The 16,198-nt window shown below is 71.5% G+C and carries 18 protein-coding genes; 10 read left to right on the top strand and 8 right to left on the bottom strand.

The genetic code is table 11. The annotated features are described in order from the left end of the window. Nucleotides 1–127 precede the first annotated feature (127 nt). Entirely contained in the window at nucleotides 128–1,429 is a 1,302-nt protein-coding gene (locus tag M1P99_RS01690) for a PrsW family intramembrane metalloprotease (protein WP_304450933.1), read from the top strand. On the opposite strand, the gene M1P99_RS01685 is transcribed toward M1P99_RS01690, so the two are convergent. The 3 genes from M1P99_RS01685 to M1P99_RS01675 form a co-directional block, all read right to left on the bottom strand. Next, nucleotides 1,350–2,477: a heme A synthase gene (locus M1P99_RS01685; protein WP_304450932.1), complete on the bottom strand. Its 1,128-nt coding sequence runs from the start codon at nucleotides 2,475–2,477 to the stop codon at nucleotides 1,350–1,352. The two genes, M1P99_RS01690 and M1P99_RS01685, sit on opposite strands and share 80 nt — an antisense overlap. A 165-nt stretch (nucleotides 2,478–2,642) precedes the next feature. Next, nucleotides 2,643–3,569, bottom strand: coding sequence for a DMT family transporter (locus tag M1P99_RS01680; protein WP_304450931.1), 927 nt, complete (start codon nucleotides 3,567–3,569; stop codon nucleotides 2,643–2,645). Between the two features lie 5 nt (nucleotides 3,570–3,574). Next, entirely contained in the window at nucleotides 3,575–3,976 is a 402-nt protein-coding gene (locus M1P99_RS01675; RefSeq protein WP_304450930.1) for a hypothetical protein, read from the bottom strand. A 313-nt stretch (nucleotides 3,977–4,289) separates the two neighbouring features. On the opposite strand from M1P99_RS01675, the gene M1P99_RS01670 reads away from it, so the two are divergent. After that, nucleotides 4,290–4,985, top strand: coding sequence for an RICIN domain-containing protein (locus M1P99_RS01670; RefSeq protein ID WP_304450929.1), 696 nt, complete (start codon nucleotides 4,290–4,292; stop codon nucleotides 4,983–4,985). A gap of 21 nt (nucleotides 4,986–5,006) precedes the next feature. Here M1P99_RS01670 and M1P99_RS01665 read toward each other — a convergent pair whose 3' ends face one another. From M1P99_RS01665 to M1P99_RS01655, 3 genes are read right to left on the bottom strand one after another with little or no spacing between them, the layout of a single operon-like run. After that, nucleotides 5,007–5,804 (bottom strand): inositol monophosphatase family protein, encoded by a 798-nt coding sequence (locus M1P99_RS01665; protein WP_304450928.1) that lies wholly within the window; start codon nucleotides 5,802–5,804, stop codon nucleotides 5,007–5,009. A gap of 48 nt (nucleotides 5,805–5,852) precedes the next feature. Continuing rightward, entirely contained in the window at nucleotides 5,853–6,692 is an 840-nt protein-coding gene (locus tag M1P99_RS01660; RefSeq protein WP_304450927.1) for an ABC transporter permease, read from the bottom strand. Next, nucleotides 6,692–7,633: an ABC transporter ATP-binding protein gene (locus M1P99_RS01655; RefSeq protein ID WP_304450926.1), complete on the bottom strand. Its 942-nt coding sequence runs from the start codon at nucleotides 7,631–7,633 to the stop codon at nucleotides 6,692–6,694. The genes M1P99_RS01660 and M1P99_RS01655 overlap by 1 nt, the downstream gene beginning before the upstream one ends. Nucleotides 7,634–8,003: 370 nt before the next feature. Here M1P99_RS01655 and M1P99_RS01650 point away from each other — a divergent pair, with 370 nt between their 5' ends. Genes M1P99_RS01650 through M1P99_RS01615 form a run of 8 tightly spaced genes read left to right on the top strand, consistent with a single transcriptional unit; the run spans nucleotide 8,004 to nucleotide 14,650 of the window. Beyond that, nucleotides 8,004–8,783, top strand: coding sequence for a metalloregulator ArsR/SmtB family transcription factor (locus M1P99_RS01650; RefSeq protein ID WP_304450925.1), 780 nt, complete (start codon nucleotides 8,004–8,006; stop codon nucleotides 8,781–8,783). Nucleotides 8,784–8,802: 19 nt separating this feature from the next. Continuing rightward, nucleotides 8,803–10,215, top strand: coding sequence for a Fe-S cluster assembly protein SufB (gene sufB / locus M1P99_RS01645; RefSeq protein WP_053615919.1), 1,413 nt, complete (start codon nucleotides 8,803–8,805; stop codon nucleotides 10,213–10,215). A gap of 1 nt (nucleotide 10,216) precedes the next feature. Further along, nucleotides 10,217–11,377, top strand: a complete 1,161-nt coding sequence (sufD, locus tag M1P99_RS01640; protein ID WP_304450924.1) for a Fe-S cluster assembly protein SufD — start codon at nucleotides 10,217–10,219, stop codon at nucleotides 11,375–11,377. Next, nucleotides 11,370–11,705: a non-heme iron oxygenase ferredoxin subunit gene (locus M1P99_RS01635; protein ID WP_304450923.1), complete on the top strand. Its 336-nt coding sequence runs from the start codon at nucleotides 11,370–11,372 to the stop codon at nucleotides 11,703–11,705. The genes sufD and M1P99_RS01635 overlap by 8 nt, the downstream gene beginning before the upstream one ends. 7 nt (nucleotides 11,706–11,712) lie before the next feature. After that, complete coding sequence (gene sufC, locus M1P99_RS01630) at nucleotides 11,713–12,474, top strand: Fe-S cluster assembly ATPase SufC (RefSeq protein WP_304450922.1); 762 nt, start codon at nucleotides 11,713–11,715, stop codon at nucleotides 12,472–12,474. Between the two features lies 1 nt (nucleotide 12,475). Further along, nucleotides 12,476–13,774 (top strand): cysteine desulfurase, encoded by a 1,299-nt coding sequence (locus M1P99_RS01625; protein WP_304450921.1) that lies wholly within the window; start codon nucleotides 12,476–12,478, stop codon nucleotides 13,772–13,774. A gap of 19 nt (nucleotides 13,775–13,793) precedes the next feature. Then, a complete protein-coding gene (sufU, locus tag M1P99_RS01620) occupies nucleotides 13,794–14,267 on the top strand; it encodes a Fe-S cluster assembly sulfur transfer protein SufU (RefSeq protein WP_304450920.1) in 474 nt (157 codons plus the stop codon). Beyond that, nucleotides 14,267–14,650 carry a metal-sulfur cluster assembly factor gene (locus M1P99_RS01615; protein WP_304450919.1) on the top strand — a complete coding sequence of 128 codons (384 nt, stop codon included), beginning with the start codon at nucleotides 14,267–14,269 and terminating at the stop codon, nucleotides 14,648–14,650. Before sufU ends, M1P99_RS01615 begins: the two co-directional genes overlap by 1 nt. Nucleotides 14,651–14,778: 128 nt before the next feature. On the opposite strand, the gene M1P99_RS01610 is transcribed toward M1P99_RS01615, so the two are convergent. Beyond that, a complete protein-coding gene (locus M1P99_RS01610) occupies nucleotides 14,779–15,555 on the bottom strand; it encodes a DUF2470 domain-containing protein (RefSeq protein WP_304450918.1) in 777 nt (258 codons plus the stop codon). 39 nt (nucleotides 15,556–15,594) lie between these two features. After that, on the bottom strand, nucleotides 15,595–16,107 hold the full coding sequence (locus M1P99_RS01605; RefSeq protein ID WP_304450917.1) for an Lrp/AsnC family transcriptional regulator: 513 nt from the start codon (nucleotides 16,105–16,107) through the stop codon (nucleotides 15,595–15,597). Between the last annotated feature and the right edge of the window lie 91 nt (nucleotides 16,108–16,198).

The raw sequence follows: 16,198 nt of genomic DNA, 5'->3' as shown, positions 1-16,198 counted from the left end.
TGAGATCTCAAGTATCAGATCCGATTCTGCCCTCCACCACGAGGACACACGACCCCAGTAAAGCGCGGACTCGTCCTGGACGGGGGAAGGCGCAGGCCGGGAGCGGTAGCCGCTACCATCGGTGCCCATGCCCCGACTCGACAGCAAGGCCATCCTCCAGGGCCGCCGTTCGCGCTACTCGATGACCCTCATCCTCGGCACGACCGTCAGCGTCGTGTGCTTGGTCGGGATGCTCGTCTACCTGTGGCTGCTCGCCCTCGCCGGCGGGGAGGCGGCCGGGATCGACGGAGCGACCGGCTTCGCGGTCGCCGTCGCGGCCGCGGTCGTGCCGGTCACCATCCTGGTGCCGTTGATCCTCATGCTCGACCGCATCGAGCCGGAGCCGGGGCAGGTCCTGTTCTTCGCCTTCGTCTGGGGCGCGGGCGTGGCCGTCCTGGTGTCCCTGGTGCTCAACACCTGGGGGCAGGTCAACGTCGCCGTGCCGCTCTTCGGCCAGGACTTGGGCGACTACCTGACCACCTCACTCGTGGCGCCGGTGGTCGAGGAGAGCGCCAAGGGCGTGGTCCTGCTGATCCTGCTGTGGCGCCGCCGCCAGGAGCTGGACAGTCTCACCGACGGGGTGATCTACGCGGGGATGGTGGCCACCGGCTTCGCCTTCACCGAGAACATCCTGTACTTCCTCACCGCGTTCTTCGACGGCACGCTGGTGGCGACGTTCGCCATCCGCGGCCTCGTCGCGCCCTTCGGCCACCCCATCTACACCGCGATGATCGGCATCGGCGTGGCCTACGCCGCGATGCGCACCGGGGCGCTGCGCATGGCCGCCCCCTTCGTCGGATGGGTGGTGGCCGTGGCGCTGCACGGTATGTGGAACGGGTCGACCTACTTCGGCTGGTACGGCCTGGGGGTGGCCTACCTGGTGCTGTTCGTCGTGCTGGTCGGCCTGCTGGTGACCGCCCGCAACGACCGGCGCTCGCAGATCGGGGCGATCAGCCGCTACCTGCCGCCCTACATCCCCACCGGCCTGGTCACCCCCGCCGACATCACCATGCTCAGCTCGATGCAGGGCCGGCGCCGGGCGCGCGACTGGGCGGCCCGCAACGCCGGCCGGCGCGGCCGCGCGGCGATGAAGGAGTACCAGCTCGCGGCCACCGAACTGGCCCTGCTGCACCGCAAGCTGGACACCGGCGTGCCCCGCGAGGACTGGAAGGTGCGCCGCGACTCCTTCCTCGCGCTGATGCACGTGGCCCGCGACGCCTTCCTCGGCCGGGCCCCTCAGCCGGTGGCGCCGGCGTGGACCGAGCGCCCCCACGACTCGGGGTTCCTGCGCCGGTCCGACTTCGCGCACGTCATAGCCCAGACGCGGGCTCAGCAGGACTACGTTCCCCGTCACGGCCAGCCGGGTCCTCCATGGCAGGGTCCGCGCTGAGCGGTGTGCCGGGCGGCACCAGGCGGCTGGTGGCGAAGTACAGGCGCGAGATCGCCACCCACGTGACGGTCGAGCCGAGCACGTGCAGGACCACGAGCGACTCGGGCAGGGCCAGGGCGTACTGCGCGTAGCCCACCACGCCCTGGAGCAGGACCACCGTGAGCAGGGCCACACTGCTCATCCGGACCGGGCGGCGGGTGCCGGTGCGGAAGGCGATCACGGTCGCCGCGAGGGCGCCCAGCAGGGTCAGCCAGGCCAGGGACGAGTGGACGCGCGTGACCATGGCCAGGTCCAGGCCCCAGCGCGGCGCCTCGGCGTCACCGCCGTGCGGCCCGGTGCCGGTGACCACCGTGCCCGCGATCAGCAGCAGGAAGCCGACCACGACCAGGCCGACGCTGAGGGTGTGCAGCATGGGGCCGACGGAGATCCTCGGGGTGCCCTCCGGCTCCTGGCAGCGCACGTACAGCGCCACGGCGAGGAACGTCACCACCATGGACAGCAGGAAGTGCGTGGCCACGGAGGCGGGGTGCAGGTCGGTCCACACGGTGATGCCGCCGACCACGCCCTGGCCCAGGACGCCGAACGGGATGATCACGGCCAGCCGGGTCAGGTCGCGGCGTCGCGGAGTCATCCGCAGGACCGCGATCAGGGTGATGACGCCGACCGCGAGCACGAGGAAGGTCAGTGTCCGGTTGCCGAACTCGATCGCGGCGTTGAGCGCGGCGTGCTCGGTGCCGATCGGGACGAAGCTGTCCGGCGTGCACTTGGGCCACTCGGAGCAGCCCAGACCGGAGGAGGTCACGCGCACGGTGGCGCCGGTGACGGCGATCCCGGCGTTGACGACGATGTTGCCCAGGGCCCAGGCCCGCAGCGAGCGGACGGTGGGGGTCCAGATCGTGCGCGCCAGCACGGCGAGCACCAGGACACCGAGGACGGCCAGGGCGATCTGCCAGCCCCACAGGGGCATACCGAGGAGGACGATGTCCTCGGCCGCGAGAGGGGGAACCGTGGTCGTGGCCGTCGACGCTGCGGCCGGGGATGCAAACATACGACACAGCGTAGTACACGCCACCGGCCGTTTCCGCGTACCCCCGCCGACCGCCGCGACCTGCGCCGACGGCCGAGTCCGAGCACTCGGCGACTCGGGTTCGGCGCCCGCGCCGATCGGGGCGCCGCCGAGGGGCGGCGGGTCGGGCCGGGCCGGGCCCGGGCCTCACCCGTCCCGGCGGGGGGTCCTCTCGGTCTCCTCGCCCTCGCGTGCGCGCTTGGCCGAAGTGCGCGTCGAACCGGCGCTGGCGGCGATGACGCACGCGACCGCGAGCCACTGCCACACCGTCAGCAGTTCGCCCAGCAGGACCAGGCCCACGAGCGCGGCGGCGGCCGGCTGCAGGCTCATCAGGACGCCGAACACGCGCGGCGGCATCCGGCGCAGCGCGCTCAGCTCCAGCGAGTAGGGGACCACCGACGACAGCACGCCCACCGCCAGTCCGAACAGCAGCAGTCGCGGGTCCAGCAATGACGCCCCGCCCTCGGCCACGCCCAGCGGTGCCAGGAGCACGACGCCCACGACACTCGCGATGGCCAGCCCCGACGCGCCGCTGAACCTGCTCCCGGTGGCGGCGCTGAGCATGATGTAGCCCGCCCAGGCGGCCGCGGCCAGGACCGCGAACAGGATGCCCAGCGGGTCCATCTCGCCCGACTCCAGCCCCAGCGCGACCACGCCCAGCCCGGCCAGGCCGGCCCACAGCAGGTCGATGCGGCGCCGCGAGCCCAGGATCGCGATGGCCAGCGGCCCCAGGTACTCGATGGTGACCGCGATGCCCAGCGGGATACGGGCGAAGGCCTGGTAGATGAAGAGGTTCATCGAGGCCAGCGCGACACCGTAGCCGATGACGACCATCCAGTCCCCACGTGTGCGCGCCCGTAGGGCGGGGCGTGCGACCAGGACCAGGAGCACCGCCGAGGTCAGCAGGCGCAGCCACACGACCGCGGCCGGGGGCAGGACCTCGAACAGGTTCTTGGCCACGCCCGCGCCGGTCTGCACCGAGAGGATGCCGACCATGACCAGCCAGGTCGGCGGGATCGCCTCGGCGGCCGTGCGCAGGGAGAACGTGGACGCGGGAGTGTCGCGGGGACTCATCCCGGTCATCCTATGTTTTCCGCGGCCCGGTCCGACTCACCGCCCCTGTCGCCGTTCGCGGCCGCCGCGGCGGGGCCCGCCTCGGGAGCCGTCGCGGCGGTTTCCGCCGGCCGCTGAGCCAGGACCGCCGCCAGCAGCAGGAGCCAGGCCACCACGACCGTGCCCGGTTGGAGCAGGGTCATCGCCAGCCCGTACACCGTCCGCTCGGCCTGGTCGGTGAGGATCTGCAGCGCCATCCACCCGTAGGGCAGTGCCGCGGCGACCAGATTGGTCACCAGCGCCGCCCACACCAGCCCCCGCCGCCGCGGCGGCCGCCACACCATGAGCGCGCCGCCGACAGCGAGCAGGAACAGCGGAGGCGCCAGGTGGCGGACCGCGATGAACCAGGGGACACCGATGAACTCCATGGCCGGACCGTACCCATTCGGTGCGCGGGAGCGGCTCCCGGGCCCCGCCGCCCGTCGCCATGCGCGCACCCCTGGCCGCGGTCCGGTCGTGGGTCCGAGGAATTCGAGGAAGAGGCAGCGGTCGCGCGGGCCCGGTCTGCGCGGAACCCCGACGGCCCTCCGGCCGCAACCGGACAAGACGGGTGCGACCCCCGTGAGCGGGGCCTTCGGGCACCCTCGGCGGCCGACATGCGGGAATCGGTCAAGTGGTGTGAAATAGTCCAGGGCCGCGGCGTACGCGGTCCCGGACCCGTCCCCGCTGGGAGTTCCCCTCATGTCCCGACGCCGCGCACGCGTCCCCCGCACGTACGACGAGGCGTTCGCGCCCCGGTGGCCGATGGTCGCCGGGGCGGCGGCTCTGCTGTTGATCGTGCTCATCGTCGGCTACGTCTCGGGCCGGTTCATGGCGGACGGGGCCGAGCCGGAGGATTCCGCGCTGACCGTGGAGTCCGGCATCCTGGTCGAGCCCCCCGGCGGCCCCGAGGAGGAGGCCGAACCCGAGGAGGAAGAGGAAGAGGAGCCGGAGCCCGCCCATCCGGCCGGGATCGACCCGGAAGTCGTCTACGTCCTGCAGAACGTGCACGGGGACCGCGTCCTGGACGTCGCGCAGGCCGCCACCGCCAACGGCGCCGCCACCCACCTGTGGGACCGCCACGACCAGGAGAACCAGCAGTGGAGGTTCGTCCCGGTGGAGGACGGCTACTACGAGATCGAGGGAGTGGGCAGCGGCAAGGTCCTGGAGATCGCCGCGGGCGGCGGCCCCGGGGCCACGCTCCTGTCCCGCACGGGCGACCCCCACCAGCACTGGGCGCCGGTCGAAGTCGGTGACGGCGTGGTCCGGCTCGTCAACCGGGCGACCTCACAGGCGCTGGAGGCCCAGGGCGGTTCGCCCGACAACGGTACGGCGGTCGTCCAGGCGCCCGACGGCGGCCACGCCCACCAGCAGTGGCGCCTGCTGCCCCTGGGCTGAGGTCCGGGCCGGGGTGCCTGTTCAGGTCAGGAGCGACCGGGCCGACTCCCAGGAGTCGGGGTCGGCGGCGTCGAGCAGGCCCACCCGGTCGTCGTCGGGCCGGTAGACCGAGCCGTCCGGGCGCCGCGCCACGCCGCCCGCCTCGGTGAGCAGCAGCGTCCCGGGGGCGTGGTCCCACGGCAGCGTCCGGTGGAACAGCACGAAGTCCAGACCGCCCTCGACCAGGCGCGGGTAGTCGACCCCCGCGCAGTGCGCCCCCGAGCCCAGCTCGGCGAACCGCGGCTCGGCGGCGGACACGCGCGCACGCGCGGCCGGGCCCAGGAACCGGCTGAGGACGGCGCCCCGCATCCGGGCGGGATCGGTGGGCGCGGGTGCGCGGCGCAGCCTCGTGCCGTCGCACCAGGCTCCGGAGCCGAGCTCGGCGACGTAGGTGCGGCCCTCGGTGGGGCGCACGATCCACGAGGCCACCGTCCGGCCCCGGCGCACCAGCGCGGCCATGACGGCGAAGTCGGTGCTGCCGCGCACGAAGTTCCGGGTCCCGTCCAGGGGATCGACGAGCCAGACCAGGGGCTCGGTGCGCAGCACCTCGACCAGGGAGGGGTCGGCGGACGCGGCCTCCTCGCCCACGACGGGGGCGTCGGCGATCGCACGCAGGCGCGGCGCGATCAGCTCCTCGGCCTCGCGGTCGGCCACCGTCACGATCTCGCCGGGGGACTTCTCCGCCACCTCGCCGTCGCTCAGGGAACGGAAGCGGGGCAGGACGGCCGTCTCGGCGGCCTCGCGCAGCACCTTGGTCACCGCGTCCATATCGATCGCCATGCGCCCCACCCTAGGCACCACCGCCGGGGGCCGGGTGCGCCGGGGCCATCAGTCCCAGCGGAACAGGCGGCCGGCCAGCAGGCCCGCCGCGAGCACCCACACGGCGAGGACCGCGTACACCCCCAGGCCGGGCAGGGAGCCGTCGGTCAGAGCGGTGCGCAGCCCCGAGCTCAGCGCGGTGATCGGCAGCAGCGCCACCGCGTTCTCCACGGGCCCGGGGAAGCTGCTGGTGGGGAAGAGCACCCCGCCCAGCCCCAGCATGAGCACGTACACCAGGTTCGCGCCCGCCAGCGTCGCCTCCGCCCGCAGGGTTCCCGCCATCAGCAGGGCCAGCGAGCTGAACGCGGCGGTGGCCAGCAGGACCAGGAGCAGGGACGCGGCCGCCGTGCCCGCACCGAGCGCGGGCGACCAGCCCAGTGCCAGCGCCACCGCGCACAGGACGGTGATCTGGATGGCCTGGACCGCCAGCACCGCCAGCGTCTTGGCGCCCAGCAGCCCGAACCGGGACAGCGGCGTCGCGCCCAGGCGCTTGAGCACGCCGTAGCGCCGCTCGAAGCCGGTGCCGATGGCCAGGCCGGTGAACGACGTCGACATGACCGCCAGCGCCAGCACGCCGGGGGTCAGGGCGTCCACCCGCGGGCCCTCGCCCACGTCCAGGACCGTGGTCAGGCTGAAGCCCACCAGGAGCAGGACGGGGATGACCATGGTCAGCAGGAACTGCTCGCCGTGGCGCAGCATCACCCGCAGTTCCAGGCCCGCCTGCGCGGCGACCATGCGCCACAGCGGAGCCGCTCCCGGAGCCGGAGTGAACAGCGCGACGTCGTCCGGCGGGGTGCCGCCGTCCGACGCGGGCGTCGGAATGGAGGTGCTGGAGGTGTGCTCGGTCATCAGTCCCGCAGTTCCCGGCCGGTGAGTTCGAGGAAGACGTCTTCGAGGGTACGCCGCCGGACGCGCAGGTCCTCGGCCAGCAGCCCGGCCGAGGCGCACCAGGCGGTGACCGTGGCCAGGAACTCCGGGCCCAGGTCGTCGGGGTCGTCGGTGGTGACCACGTACTCGCGCCGGCCGTCGGCCGCCTCGGTGGCGCCCACCCGGCTGCCCGCGGGCAGCGCGGCGCCCAGCGCCGCGGTGTCCACGGGGCCCGCCGCCCGGAAGCACACCTCGCGGCGGTCCTCGGTGAGTTCGGCCGGCGACCCCTGGGCGACGACGGCGCCGCGGTCGATGACCACCACGTGGTCGGCCAGGCGCTCGGCCTCCTCCATGTGGTGCGTGGACAGGATCACCGCCACGCCGGCCGCGCGCAGGGCCGCGACCAGGTCCCAGGTGGCCCTGCGGGCCTGCGGGTCGAGCCCGGCGGTCGGCTCGTCCAGGAAGACCAGTTCGGGTCGGCCCACGACCGCGCAGGCCAGGGACAGGCGCTGCTGCTGGCCGCCGGACAGGCGGCGGAAGGGGGTCGAGGACACGGAGGTCAGGCCGAGCCGCTCCATCAGCAGCCGGGGCTCGATCGGGCTGGCGTGGAAGGAGGCCATCAGGCGCAGCCACTCGGCGGCCCGGGCGCCCGTGGGCACTCCGCCGGACTGGGGCATCACACCGACCCGGGGCTTGAGCGCGGTGGCGTCGGCGACGGGGTCCAGGCCCAGCACGCGCACCTTCCCGCCGTTGCGGACGCGGAACCCCTCGCAGATCTCGATGGTGCTCGTCTTGCCCGCGCCGTTGGGGCCGAGCAGCGCCGTCACCGCGCCCCGGCGGGCGGTGAAGCTGAGCCCCGTCACGGCGGTGGTGGCGCCGTAGCGCTTGACCAGGTCGACGACCTCGACCGCGGCTGTGTCCATGGGCCCTGAGTGTACGTGCGCCGGGGAGGGCGGGCTCATCGCCCCGCGCGAACCGGTCGGCCGCGCTGCGGGACCACGTCCGGAATCCGTCCATTCCATGGGACGGTGGGTCCATCATGTGGACGTCGGGAATACGCGCGGGCCCTGTGCCCGTTCGACACCGTTGCCCGCCCGTCGCCCGCCGCCACCCTCAACGGACGCCTGTGGCGCAGTCCTGATCTGCGGGTGAATGCGCAGTTAGGCAAGGCTGACCTTCGTGACGAATGGCATGAAGTGGGTCACTGGCGCGGGTTTGCCTCCGCGGACTTATTTAGGCCACACTGATGTTGTCTAAACCAGGAACCGTGTCCGGAGAAGGGAGGGGAGCACTGTGCCGCACGCGACCAGTGTGCCCAGCCCGCTGTCCGGCCCCGAACGCGGTGCCGAGACCGGAACCCGTGCCCGGGTCGCCCGTCTGATCCTGGAGAAGGGGCCGATCACCGCCTCCGACCTCGGAGAACGGCTCGGCCTCACCCCGGCCGGCATCCGCCGCCACCTCGACAACCTGACCAGTGAGGGCCTGGTGGAGGCCCGCGACGCCCGGCCCCACGGCGGACGCCGCCGCAGGGGACGGCCGGCGCGCGTCTTCGCCATCACCGAGGCGGGGCGGGACCACTTCGTTCACGCCTACGACGATCTGGCCTCCAGCGCCCTGCGCTTCCTGGCGGACACCGTCGGGCCCGAGGCCGTCGCCGAGTTCGCGCGGAGCCAGGTCGCCGACCTGGAGCGGCGCTACAAGCCCCAGCTGGACGCCGTTCCCCAGGAACAGCGGGTCCGGTTGCTGGCCGAGGCGCTCTCCAACGACGGCTACGCCGCCACCGCGGGCCAGGCGCCCGCACCCGGGGGTGGCGACCAGCTGTGCCAGCACCACTGCCCTGTCGCGCACGTGGCCGCGGAGTTCCCGCAACTCTGTGAGGCCGAGGTCGAGGCCTTCGCGCGACTGTTGGGCACCCCGGTGCGCAGGTTGGCCACCATCGCCCACGGCGACGGTGTGTGCACCACGCACGTCACCCCTCGGGGAGACGGGGCGGGCGGGGAGACCGGCACCCCCGTGAGCAAGGCCATCCGCCAGGCGGCGGGTGGAGGATCGCAACACCAAACGGACGACTGAGTCCAGGAGGAGTCCGCGCATGACGTCTATCGCGCACCCCGAACTCGAGGGGATCGGAACATATGAGTACGGCTGGTCCGACTCCGACGCGGCCGGGTCGAACGCCCGCCGGGGGCTGAACGAGGACGTCGTCCTCGACATCTCTTCGAAGAAGAGCGAGCCGGAGTGGATGACCAAGCTCCGCCTCAAGTCGCTGAGGCTCTTCGACAAGAAGCCCATGCCCAACTGGGGCGCGGACCTGTCCAAGATCGACTTCGACAACATCAAGTACTTCGTGCGGTCCACGGAGAAGCAGGCCACCTCCTGGGAGGACCTGCCCGAGGACATCAAGAACACCTACGACCGGCTCGGCATCCCCGAGGCGGAGAAGCAGCGCCTGGTCGCCGGTGTCGCCGCGCAGTACGAGTCCGAGGTCGTCTACCACCAGATCCGTGAGGACCTGGAGGAGCAGGGCGTCCTCTTCCTGGACACCGACACCGCGCTCAAGGAGCACCCGGAGATCTTCGAGGAGTACTTCGGCTCGGTGATCCCGCCCGGCGACAACAAGTTCGCCGCGCTCAACACCGCCGTGTGGAGCGGTGGATCCTTCATCTACGTTCCCAAGAACGTGCACGTGGAGATCCCGCTCCAGGCCTACTTCCGGATCAACACCGAGAACATGGGCCAGTTCGAGCGGACGCTGATCATCGTCGACGAGGGCGCCTACGTCCACTACGTCGAGGGCTGCACCGCGCCGATCTACAAGTCGGACTCGCTGCACTCCGCGGTCGTCGAGATCATCGTCAAGAAGAACGCCCGCTGCCGGTACACGACCATCCAGAACTGGTCGAACAACGTCTTCAACCTGGTCACCAAGCGCGCCGTCGCCGAAGAGGGCGCGACCATGGAGTGGATCGACGGCAACATCGGTTCCCAGGTCACCATGAAGTACCCGGCCGTCTACCTGATGGGCGAGCACGCCAAGGGCGAGACCCTGTCGATCGCCTTCGCGGGCGAGGGCCAGCACCAGGACACCGGTTCCAAGATGGTGCACTGCGCGCCCAACACCTCCTCCACCATCGTCTCCAAGTCGGTGGCACGCGGCGGGGGCCGGGCCTCCTACCGGGGACTGGTCCAGGTCCAGGAAGGGGCCGACCACGCCAAGTCGTCGGTCAAGTGCGACGCGCTGCTGATCGACACGATCAGCCGTTCGGACACCTACCCCTACAACGACCTGCGCGAGGACGACGCCGAGCTCGCCCACGAGGCGACCGTCTCCAAGGTCAGCGAGGACCAGCTCTTCTACCTGATGAGCCGGGGCATGGACGAGGACGAGGCCATGGCCATGATCGTGCGCGGGTTCGTCGAGCCCATCGCGCGCGAGCTGCCCATGGAGTACGCGCTGGAACTGAACCGGCTGATCGAGCTGCAGATGGAAGGAGCGGTTGGTTAAGTTGACCAGCCCCAACACCGAACCCAAGGCCCACAGCCACGGCCTCGGGGAGATCCCGTTCTCCAAGTTGGCGACCCACGGGTCCTTCGACGTGAACGACTTCCCCGTCCCGGGCGGCCGTGAGGAGGTGTGGCGGTTCACCCCGCTGCGCCGCCTCAAGGGCCTGCACGACGGCACCGCCGTCGCCGACGGCACCGACAAGGTCGACATCGACGCCCCTGAGGGCGTCACCGTCGAGCAGGTCGGCCGCGACGACGCGCGCCTGGGCACGGCCGGCTTCCCCGCCGACCGCGTCACGGCGCAGGCCTACACCTCCTTCGAGCAGGCCACGGTCATCACGGTCGCGCAGAGCACCGCGCTCGAGCGCCCCGTCGTGATCAACCGGGAGGCCCAGGGCGGCACCCGCTACGACCAGTTCGTCATCGACGTCAAGCCGCTGGCCGAGGCCGTCGTGGTCCTCAACCAGACCGGCGGCGGTGTGCGCGCGGGCAGCGTGGACGTCCACGTCGGCGAGGGCGCGCGGCTGACCCTGGTCAGCGTGCAGGACTGGGACCGCGACGCCGTCGACGTCTCCCAGCACAACACGCAGGTCGACAAGGACGGCACGTACAAGTCGATCGTGATCACGCTCGGCGGCGACCTGGTCCGGCTCTCCCCGAAGGTGGCCTACAAGGGGCGCGGCGCCAACGCCGAGCTCCACGGCCTGTACTTCACCGGCGACGGCCAGCACCACGAGCACCGTTCGCTCATCGACCACAACATGTCGCACACCCGCTCGCGCGTGGAGTACAAGGGCGCGCTCAGCGGCAAGGGCGCGCACGGCGTGTGGATCGGTGACGTGATCATCGGCGAGGGCACGACCGGGACCGACTCCTACGAGCACAACCGGAACCTCCAGCTCACCGACGACACCCGTGTCGACTCGGTGCCGAACCTGGAGATCTTCACCGGCGAGGTGGAGGGTGCCGGGCACGCCGCCGCCAGCGGACGGCTCGACGACATCCACCTGTTCTACCTCCGCTCGCGCGGCATCCCGGAGGACGAGGCCCGCCGCCTGGTCATCCGCGGCTACTTCCTGGAGCTCATCAACCGGATCCCGGTCGAGGAACTGCGTGAGGAGATCATGGCCAAGGTCGAGCAGAAGCTGGCCGCGCATGAGTGAGGGCGCGCGCTGGGTGAAGGTCGCGGCTCTCGACGAGATCCCCGACGACGGGGCGCTCGCCGTCGAGGTCGACGACGCCACTCCGATCGCCCTGGTCCGTACCGAGGGCGAGGTGTTCGCCGTGCGGGACGTGTGCTCGCACGCCGAGGTCCGCCTGTCCGAGGGCGAGGTCGAGGACGGCACCATCGAGTGCTGGCTGCACGGCTCCTGCTTCGACCTGCGCTCGGGCGCGGCGATCAACCCGCCCGCGACCCAGCCGGTCCCCACCTATGACGTGAAGATCGACGGCGACGACGTGCTCGTGTCGTTGGATGAGAAGAATTCCTGAGGCTGAAATGACGAAGTTCGAAATCCGCGGTCTGCGTGCCGACGTCCTGATCAGTGAGGACGAGCGGCAGGAGATCCTCAAGGGCGTCGACCTCACCATCAACTCCGGTGAGACCCACGCCATCATGGGCCCCAACGGCTCCGGCAAGTCCACCCTCGCCTACGCGATCGCGGGCCACCCCCGCTACGAGGTCACCGAGGGCGAGGTCCTCGTCGACGGCGAGAACATCCTGGAGATGAGCGTCGACGAGCGCGCCCGCGCCGGCGTGTTCCTGGCCATGCAGTACCCGGTCGAGGTTCCGGGTGTGTCCATGTCCAACTTCCTGCGCAGCTCGGTGACGGCGGTGCGCGGCGAGGCCCCCAAGCTCCGCCAGTTCTCCAAGGAACTGCAGGGCGCGATGAAGGACCTGTCCATCAGCTCCGACTTCGCCGCCCGCGGCGTGAACGAGGGCTTCTCCGGCGGTGAGAAGAAGCGCCACGAGATCCTCCAGATGGAGCTGCTCAAGCCGAAGGTCGCCATCCTGGACGAGACCGACTCCGGCCTGGACGTCGACGCGCTCAAGGTGGTCTCCGAGGGCGTCAACCGCGCCAAGGCGGGCGGCGAGATGGGCGTCATGCTCATCACGCACTACACGCGCATCCTCAACTACGTGAAGCCCGACTTCGTGCACGTCTTCGCCCAGGGCCGCATCGCCGAGTCCGGCGGTGCCGAGCTGGCCGACGTCCTCGAGGCCGACGGCTACGAGCGTTTCGTGAAGGCGGGCGCATAACGTGACTGACCGCGAGTTCGGTGGGCCCGGCACGGTCCCGCTCGACGCCTTGGCGATCCGGGAGGACTTCACCATCCTCTCCCGGACCGTCCGTGACGGGCGCCCGATGGTGTACCTGGACTCCGGGGCGACCTCACAGAAGCCCCGGCAGGTGCTCGACGCCGAGCGTGAGTTCTACGAGCGCCACAACGCGGCGGTGCACCGGGGAGCGCACCAGCTCGCGGAGGAGGCGACCGACGCCTACGAGTCGGCCCGGGAGACCATCGCCGGGTTCATCGGGGCGGACGCCGGCGAGGTGGTGTTCACCAAGAACGCCACCGAGGCGATCAACCTGGTGACCTACGCGATGAGCAACGCGGCCACCGCCGAGGAGGGGCTCCGCCGCTTCCAGGTGGGGCCCGGCGACGAGATCGTCGTCACCGAGATGGAGCACCACGCCAACCTGGTGCCCTGGCAGCAGCTCTGCCAGCGCACCGGTGCGACGCTGCGGTGGTTCCCGGTGACCGAGGAGGGCCGTCTGGACCTGTCCGACCTCGGCGGGCTGGTCAACGAGCGCACGCGCGTGGTGGCCTTCGCCCACCAGTCGAACGTGCTGGGCACCGTCAACCCGGTGGCGCCCATCGTGGCCCGGGCCCGCGAGGTCGGCGCCCTGGTCGTGCTGGACGCCTGCCAGTCCGTTCCGCACATGCCGGTGGACGTCGCCGACCTGGACGTGGACTTCCTGGCCTTCTCCGGGCACAAGATGCTCGGCCCCAACGGGATCGGGGTGCTCTGGGGCCGCCGGGAGCTGCTGGAGGCCATGCCGCCGTTCATCTCCGGTGGTTCCATGATCGGTGTGGTCCACATGGAGCACTCCACGTGGGCCGACCCGCCGCAGCGCTTCGAGGCCGGAGTGCCGATGGCCCCGCAGGCCGTCGGCCTGGCCGCCGCCTGCGACTACCTCACCGGGGTGGGGATGGACCGGGTCGCCGCGCACGAGCACGAGCTCGTGGAGTACGCGCTCAAGCGCGTCGGCGAGCTGGAGGGTGTGCGGATCGTCGGACCGACCGAGGCCGTGGACCGAGGCGGGGCGGTGTCGTTCGTCGTGGACGACATCCACCCGCACGACGTGGGCCAGGTCCTGGACGACAGGGGCGTGGAGGTCCGAGTGGGCCACCACTGCGCCTGGCCGCTGCACCGGAAGCTGGGTATCGTCGCGACCACGCGGGCGTCCTTCTACCTCTACAACACCCTGGAGGACGTGGACGCGCTCGTGGAGGCGATCCGGGACGCGCAGAAGTTCTTCGGAACCCGGCCCTAGAACGAGGAACAGCCAGACCATGCAGTTGGACGCGATGTACCAGGAGATCATCCTGGACCACTACCGGAACCCGCACCACAAGGGGCTGCGGGATCCGCACGACGCGGAGGCGCACCACATCAACCCCACGTGTGGGGACGAGGTGACGCTCCGGGTGGCGCTGACCCCCGCGCAGGGGTCGGTGCTCGACGAGAAGGCCGTCATCAGCGACGTCTCCTACGAGGGCATGGGCTGCTCGATCAGCCAGGCCAGCACCTCGGTGCTGACCGACCTCCTCATCGGCCACACGGTCGCGGAGGGCATGGCGACCCTGGACGCCTTCACGGAGATGATGCAGTCCAAGGGCAAGGGCGAGCCCGATGAGGACGTGCTGGAGGACGCGGTCGCCTTCGTCGGGGTGTCCAAGTACCCCGCGCGGATCAAGTGCGCCCTGTTGGGTTGGATGGCGTGGAAGGACGCGGTGTCGCAGTCCTTGGAGAAGGAAGGCGCCTGATGAGCGAGAACGAGACGACAACGACCGAGGCGGCCGACAGCGCCGCCCCCGAGCAGGCCCCCCTGTCGCCCGAGGCCCAGGAGCTGGTCGAGGAGATCGGCGAGGCGCTCAAGGACGTGATCGACCCCGAGTTGGGCGTGAACGTCGTCGACCTGGGGCTGCTGTACGGGGTGAACGCCGACAAGGACGTGATCACCCTGGACATGACGCTGACCAGTGCGGCGTGCCCGCTGACCGACGTGATCGAGGACCAGGCGGTCAGCGCCCTCGACGAGTTCGAGCGCGAGGTCAAGATCAACTGGGTCTGGATGCCGCCGTGGGGTCCGGACAAGATCACCGACGACGGCCGGGACCAGCTGCGGATGCTGGGCTTCAACGTCTGAGGGATGTCGGGGGCACCCCGTGGGGGTGTCCTCCCGTGTGGGCCGGGACCGTCGGGTCCCGGCCCACACGTGTGTCCGGCGTGTGAGTGGGCGTACTCGTCCGGCACCGGGGCGGCCGGGCTCCGTGTTCAGGTCAGGTCGGATCCGAAGGGGGCCGGGCCCGCCAGTCCGTGCACCTCGGTGGCGACGTCGTGGGCGGTGCGCGCCGGCCTGCGGAAGGCCAGCCGGACGTCGTGGTCTCCGTCGGTGCCCTCGACGCGCAGCCGCAGGCCGAAGCGGTCCACACCCAGGGGGCGCGGCGTTCCGGTACGCAGGTGCGGCGGGATGCGCTCGGTCAGCGCTTCGAGCAGGTCGGGATGGTCGGAGTCCACATGGCGCAGCCACGGCGCCTCCCACCGGCTGAAGGGGTCGGTGCGCGCCGCGGCGAACTCCTGGGGGTGCAGCAGATGGGCGCCGTCGGGGTCGGAGTAGACCAGCAGCGTGGGGTGCAGCAGCGCCATCGTCCGGCCGTGGCCGATCGCCAGGAGCCGGTCGTCGGGGTCGGACCGGACCACGTCCAGCGCCCGCTCCCGGGCGGTGGGGGCGTCCAGAACGGTCAGCGCGCCGCTGAGCCAGAGCATGGCCCGGACGGGGTCGCGCAGTTCGACGGGGGCGAGGTCGGTGAACTCCACCATGACGACGGAGCCGTCGGAGGCGGCGCCGGCCTCGGCGTCCAGCAGCGGGTGCCCGTCGGGCAGCAGCAGGCTCACCTCGCCGCCGGGGTGGACGTGGCAGACGGTGTCGGGCAGCTGGAACGGTTCGGTCGCCGAGGGCCAGGCGGAGGAGGCCACGGTCGCGGGGCCGCCCGAGACGAGGGTCGAGCGCGCCCGGTCGGCGGGTGAGGGCTGGGGAACGGAAGACGGCATAGGGACCACCTCGGGCTGATTAGGTAAGCCTAACCTACATCATGGGCCGGGTGATGTGCCAGGCTCCCGGCGCGGCCGGTCGGGCAGCGGCACGGCCAGTCCGGCCTTGACCGCCTCGAAGGACGGCAGGGTCTCGTAGCGGGCGACCCGGCCGTGCTGGACGAACAGGCGGTTCGACAGCGCGCGGTTCCCGGCGATGTCCGAGCTCAGCAGGATCACGACGTAGTCCCACTGGCCCACGATCCCGAAGCACTGCTGGACCCGTGGCTCGGCGCGCATGCGCTCCCTGAACGCGGCGTGGTGGTCGGGATCGTCGTCGGCCAGCGCGACCAGCACGACACAGGTCAGCCCGACGCCCACCGACGGCGGGTCCACGACCGCCACCTGCGCCCGGATCACCCCGGCGGTCTTCAGCCGGGTCAGGCGGCGCTGGACGGCGCTGGGGGAGAGGCCCACCCGGTCGCCCAGCTCGTGGAGCGGGCGTGTCGCGTCGGTCTGGACCAGGCCGAGCAGCAGGTGGTCGATCTCGTCGAGGAACGGTGAGGTGCGCACGCAAGGATTGTGCGCGAACGCGGGAGAATCCACAATCGGTGCCACCGGCTCGGGCCCTAGCGTGAGAGCAGACCGCCGCCGTACCGAAGGG

It is taken from the genome of Nocardiopsis sp. YSL2, assembly GCF_030555055.1.
Taxonomy (GTDB): Bacteria; Actinomycetota; Actinomycetes; order Streptosporangiales; family Streptosporangiaceae; genus Nocardiopsis.
The sequence above is the reverse complement of the archived record's forward strand: the minus strand, read 5'-3'. Positions and strand labels throughout refer to the sequence as shown.

Bases quoted from the DNA above. Each gene is read 5' to 3' on its own strand.
- M1P99_RS01685 (WP_304450932.1), bottom strand. From the start codon at position 2,477: ATGTTTGCATCCCCGGCCGCAGCGTCGACGGCCACGACCACGGTTCCC.
- M1P99_RS01610 (WP_304450918.1), bottom strand. From the start codon at position 15,555: ATGCCGTCTTCCGTTCCCCAGCCCTCACCCGCCGACCGGGCGCGCTCG.
- M1P99_RS01675 (WP_304450930.1), bottom strand. From the start codon at position 3,976: ATGGAGTTCATCGGTGTCCCCTGGTTCATCGCGGTCCGCCACCTGGCG.
- M1P99_RS01635 (WP_304450923.1), top strand. From the start codon at position 11,370: ATGAGTGAGGGCGCGCGCTGGGTGAAGGTCGCGGCTCTCGACGAGATC.
- M1P99_RS01660 (WP_304450927.1), bottom strand. From the start codon at position 6,692: ATGACCGAGCACACCTCCAGCACCTCCATTCCGACGCCCGCGTCGGAC.
- M1P99_RS01690 (WP_304450933.1), top strand. From the start codon at position 128: ATGCCCCGACTCGACAGCAAGGCCATCCTCCAGGGCCGCCGTTCGCGC.
- sufB (WP_053615919.1), top strand. From the start codon at position 8,803: ATGACGTCTATCGCGCACCCCGAACTCGAGGGGATCGGAACATATGAG.
- M1P99_RS01615 (WP_304450919.1), top strand. From the start codon at position 14,267: ATGAGCGAGAACGAGACGACAACGACCGAGGCGGCCGACAGCGCCGCC.
- M1P99_RS01680 (WP_304450931.1), bottom strand. From the start codon at position 3,569: ATGAGTCCCCGCGACACTCCCGCGTCCACGTTCTCCCTGCGCACGGCC.
- sufC (WP_304450922.1), top strand. From the start codon at position 11,713: ATGACGAAGTTCGAAATCCGCGGTCTGCGTGCCGACGTCCTGATCAGT.
- M1P99_RS01665 (WP_304450928.1), bottom strand. From the start codon at position 5,804: ATGGCGATCGATATGGACGCGGTGACCAAGGTGCTGCGCGAGGCCGCC.
- M1P99_RS01670 (WP_304450929.1), top strand. From the start codon at position 4,290: ATGTCCCGACGCCGCGCACGCGTCCCCCGCACGTACGACGAGGCGTTC.
- M1P99_RS01655 (WP_304450926.1), bottom strand. From the start codon at position 7,633: ATGGACACAGCCGCGGTCGAGGTCGTCGACCTGGTCAAGCGCTACGGC.
- sufU (WP_304450920.1), top strand. From the start codon at position 13,794: ATGCAGTTGGACGCGATGTACCAGGAGATCATCCTGGACCACTACCGG.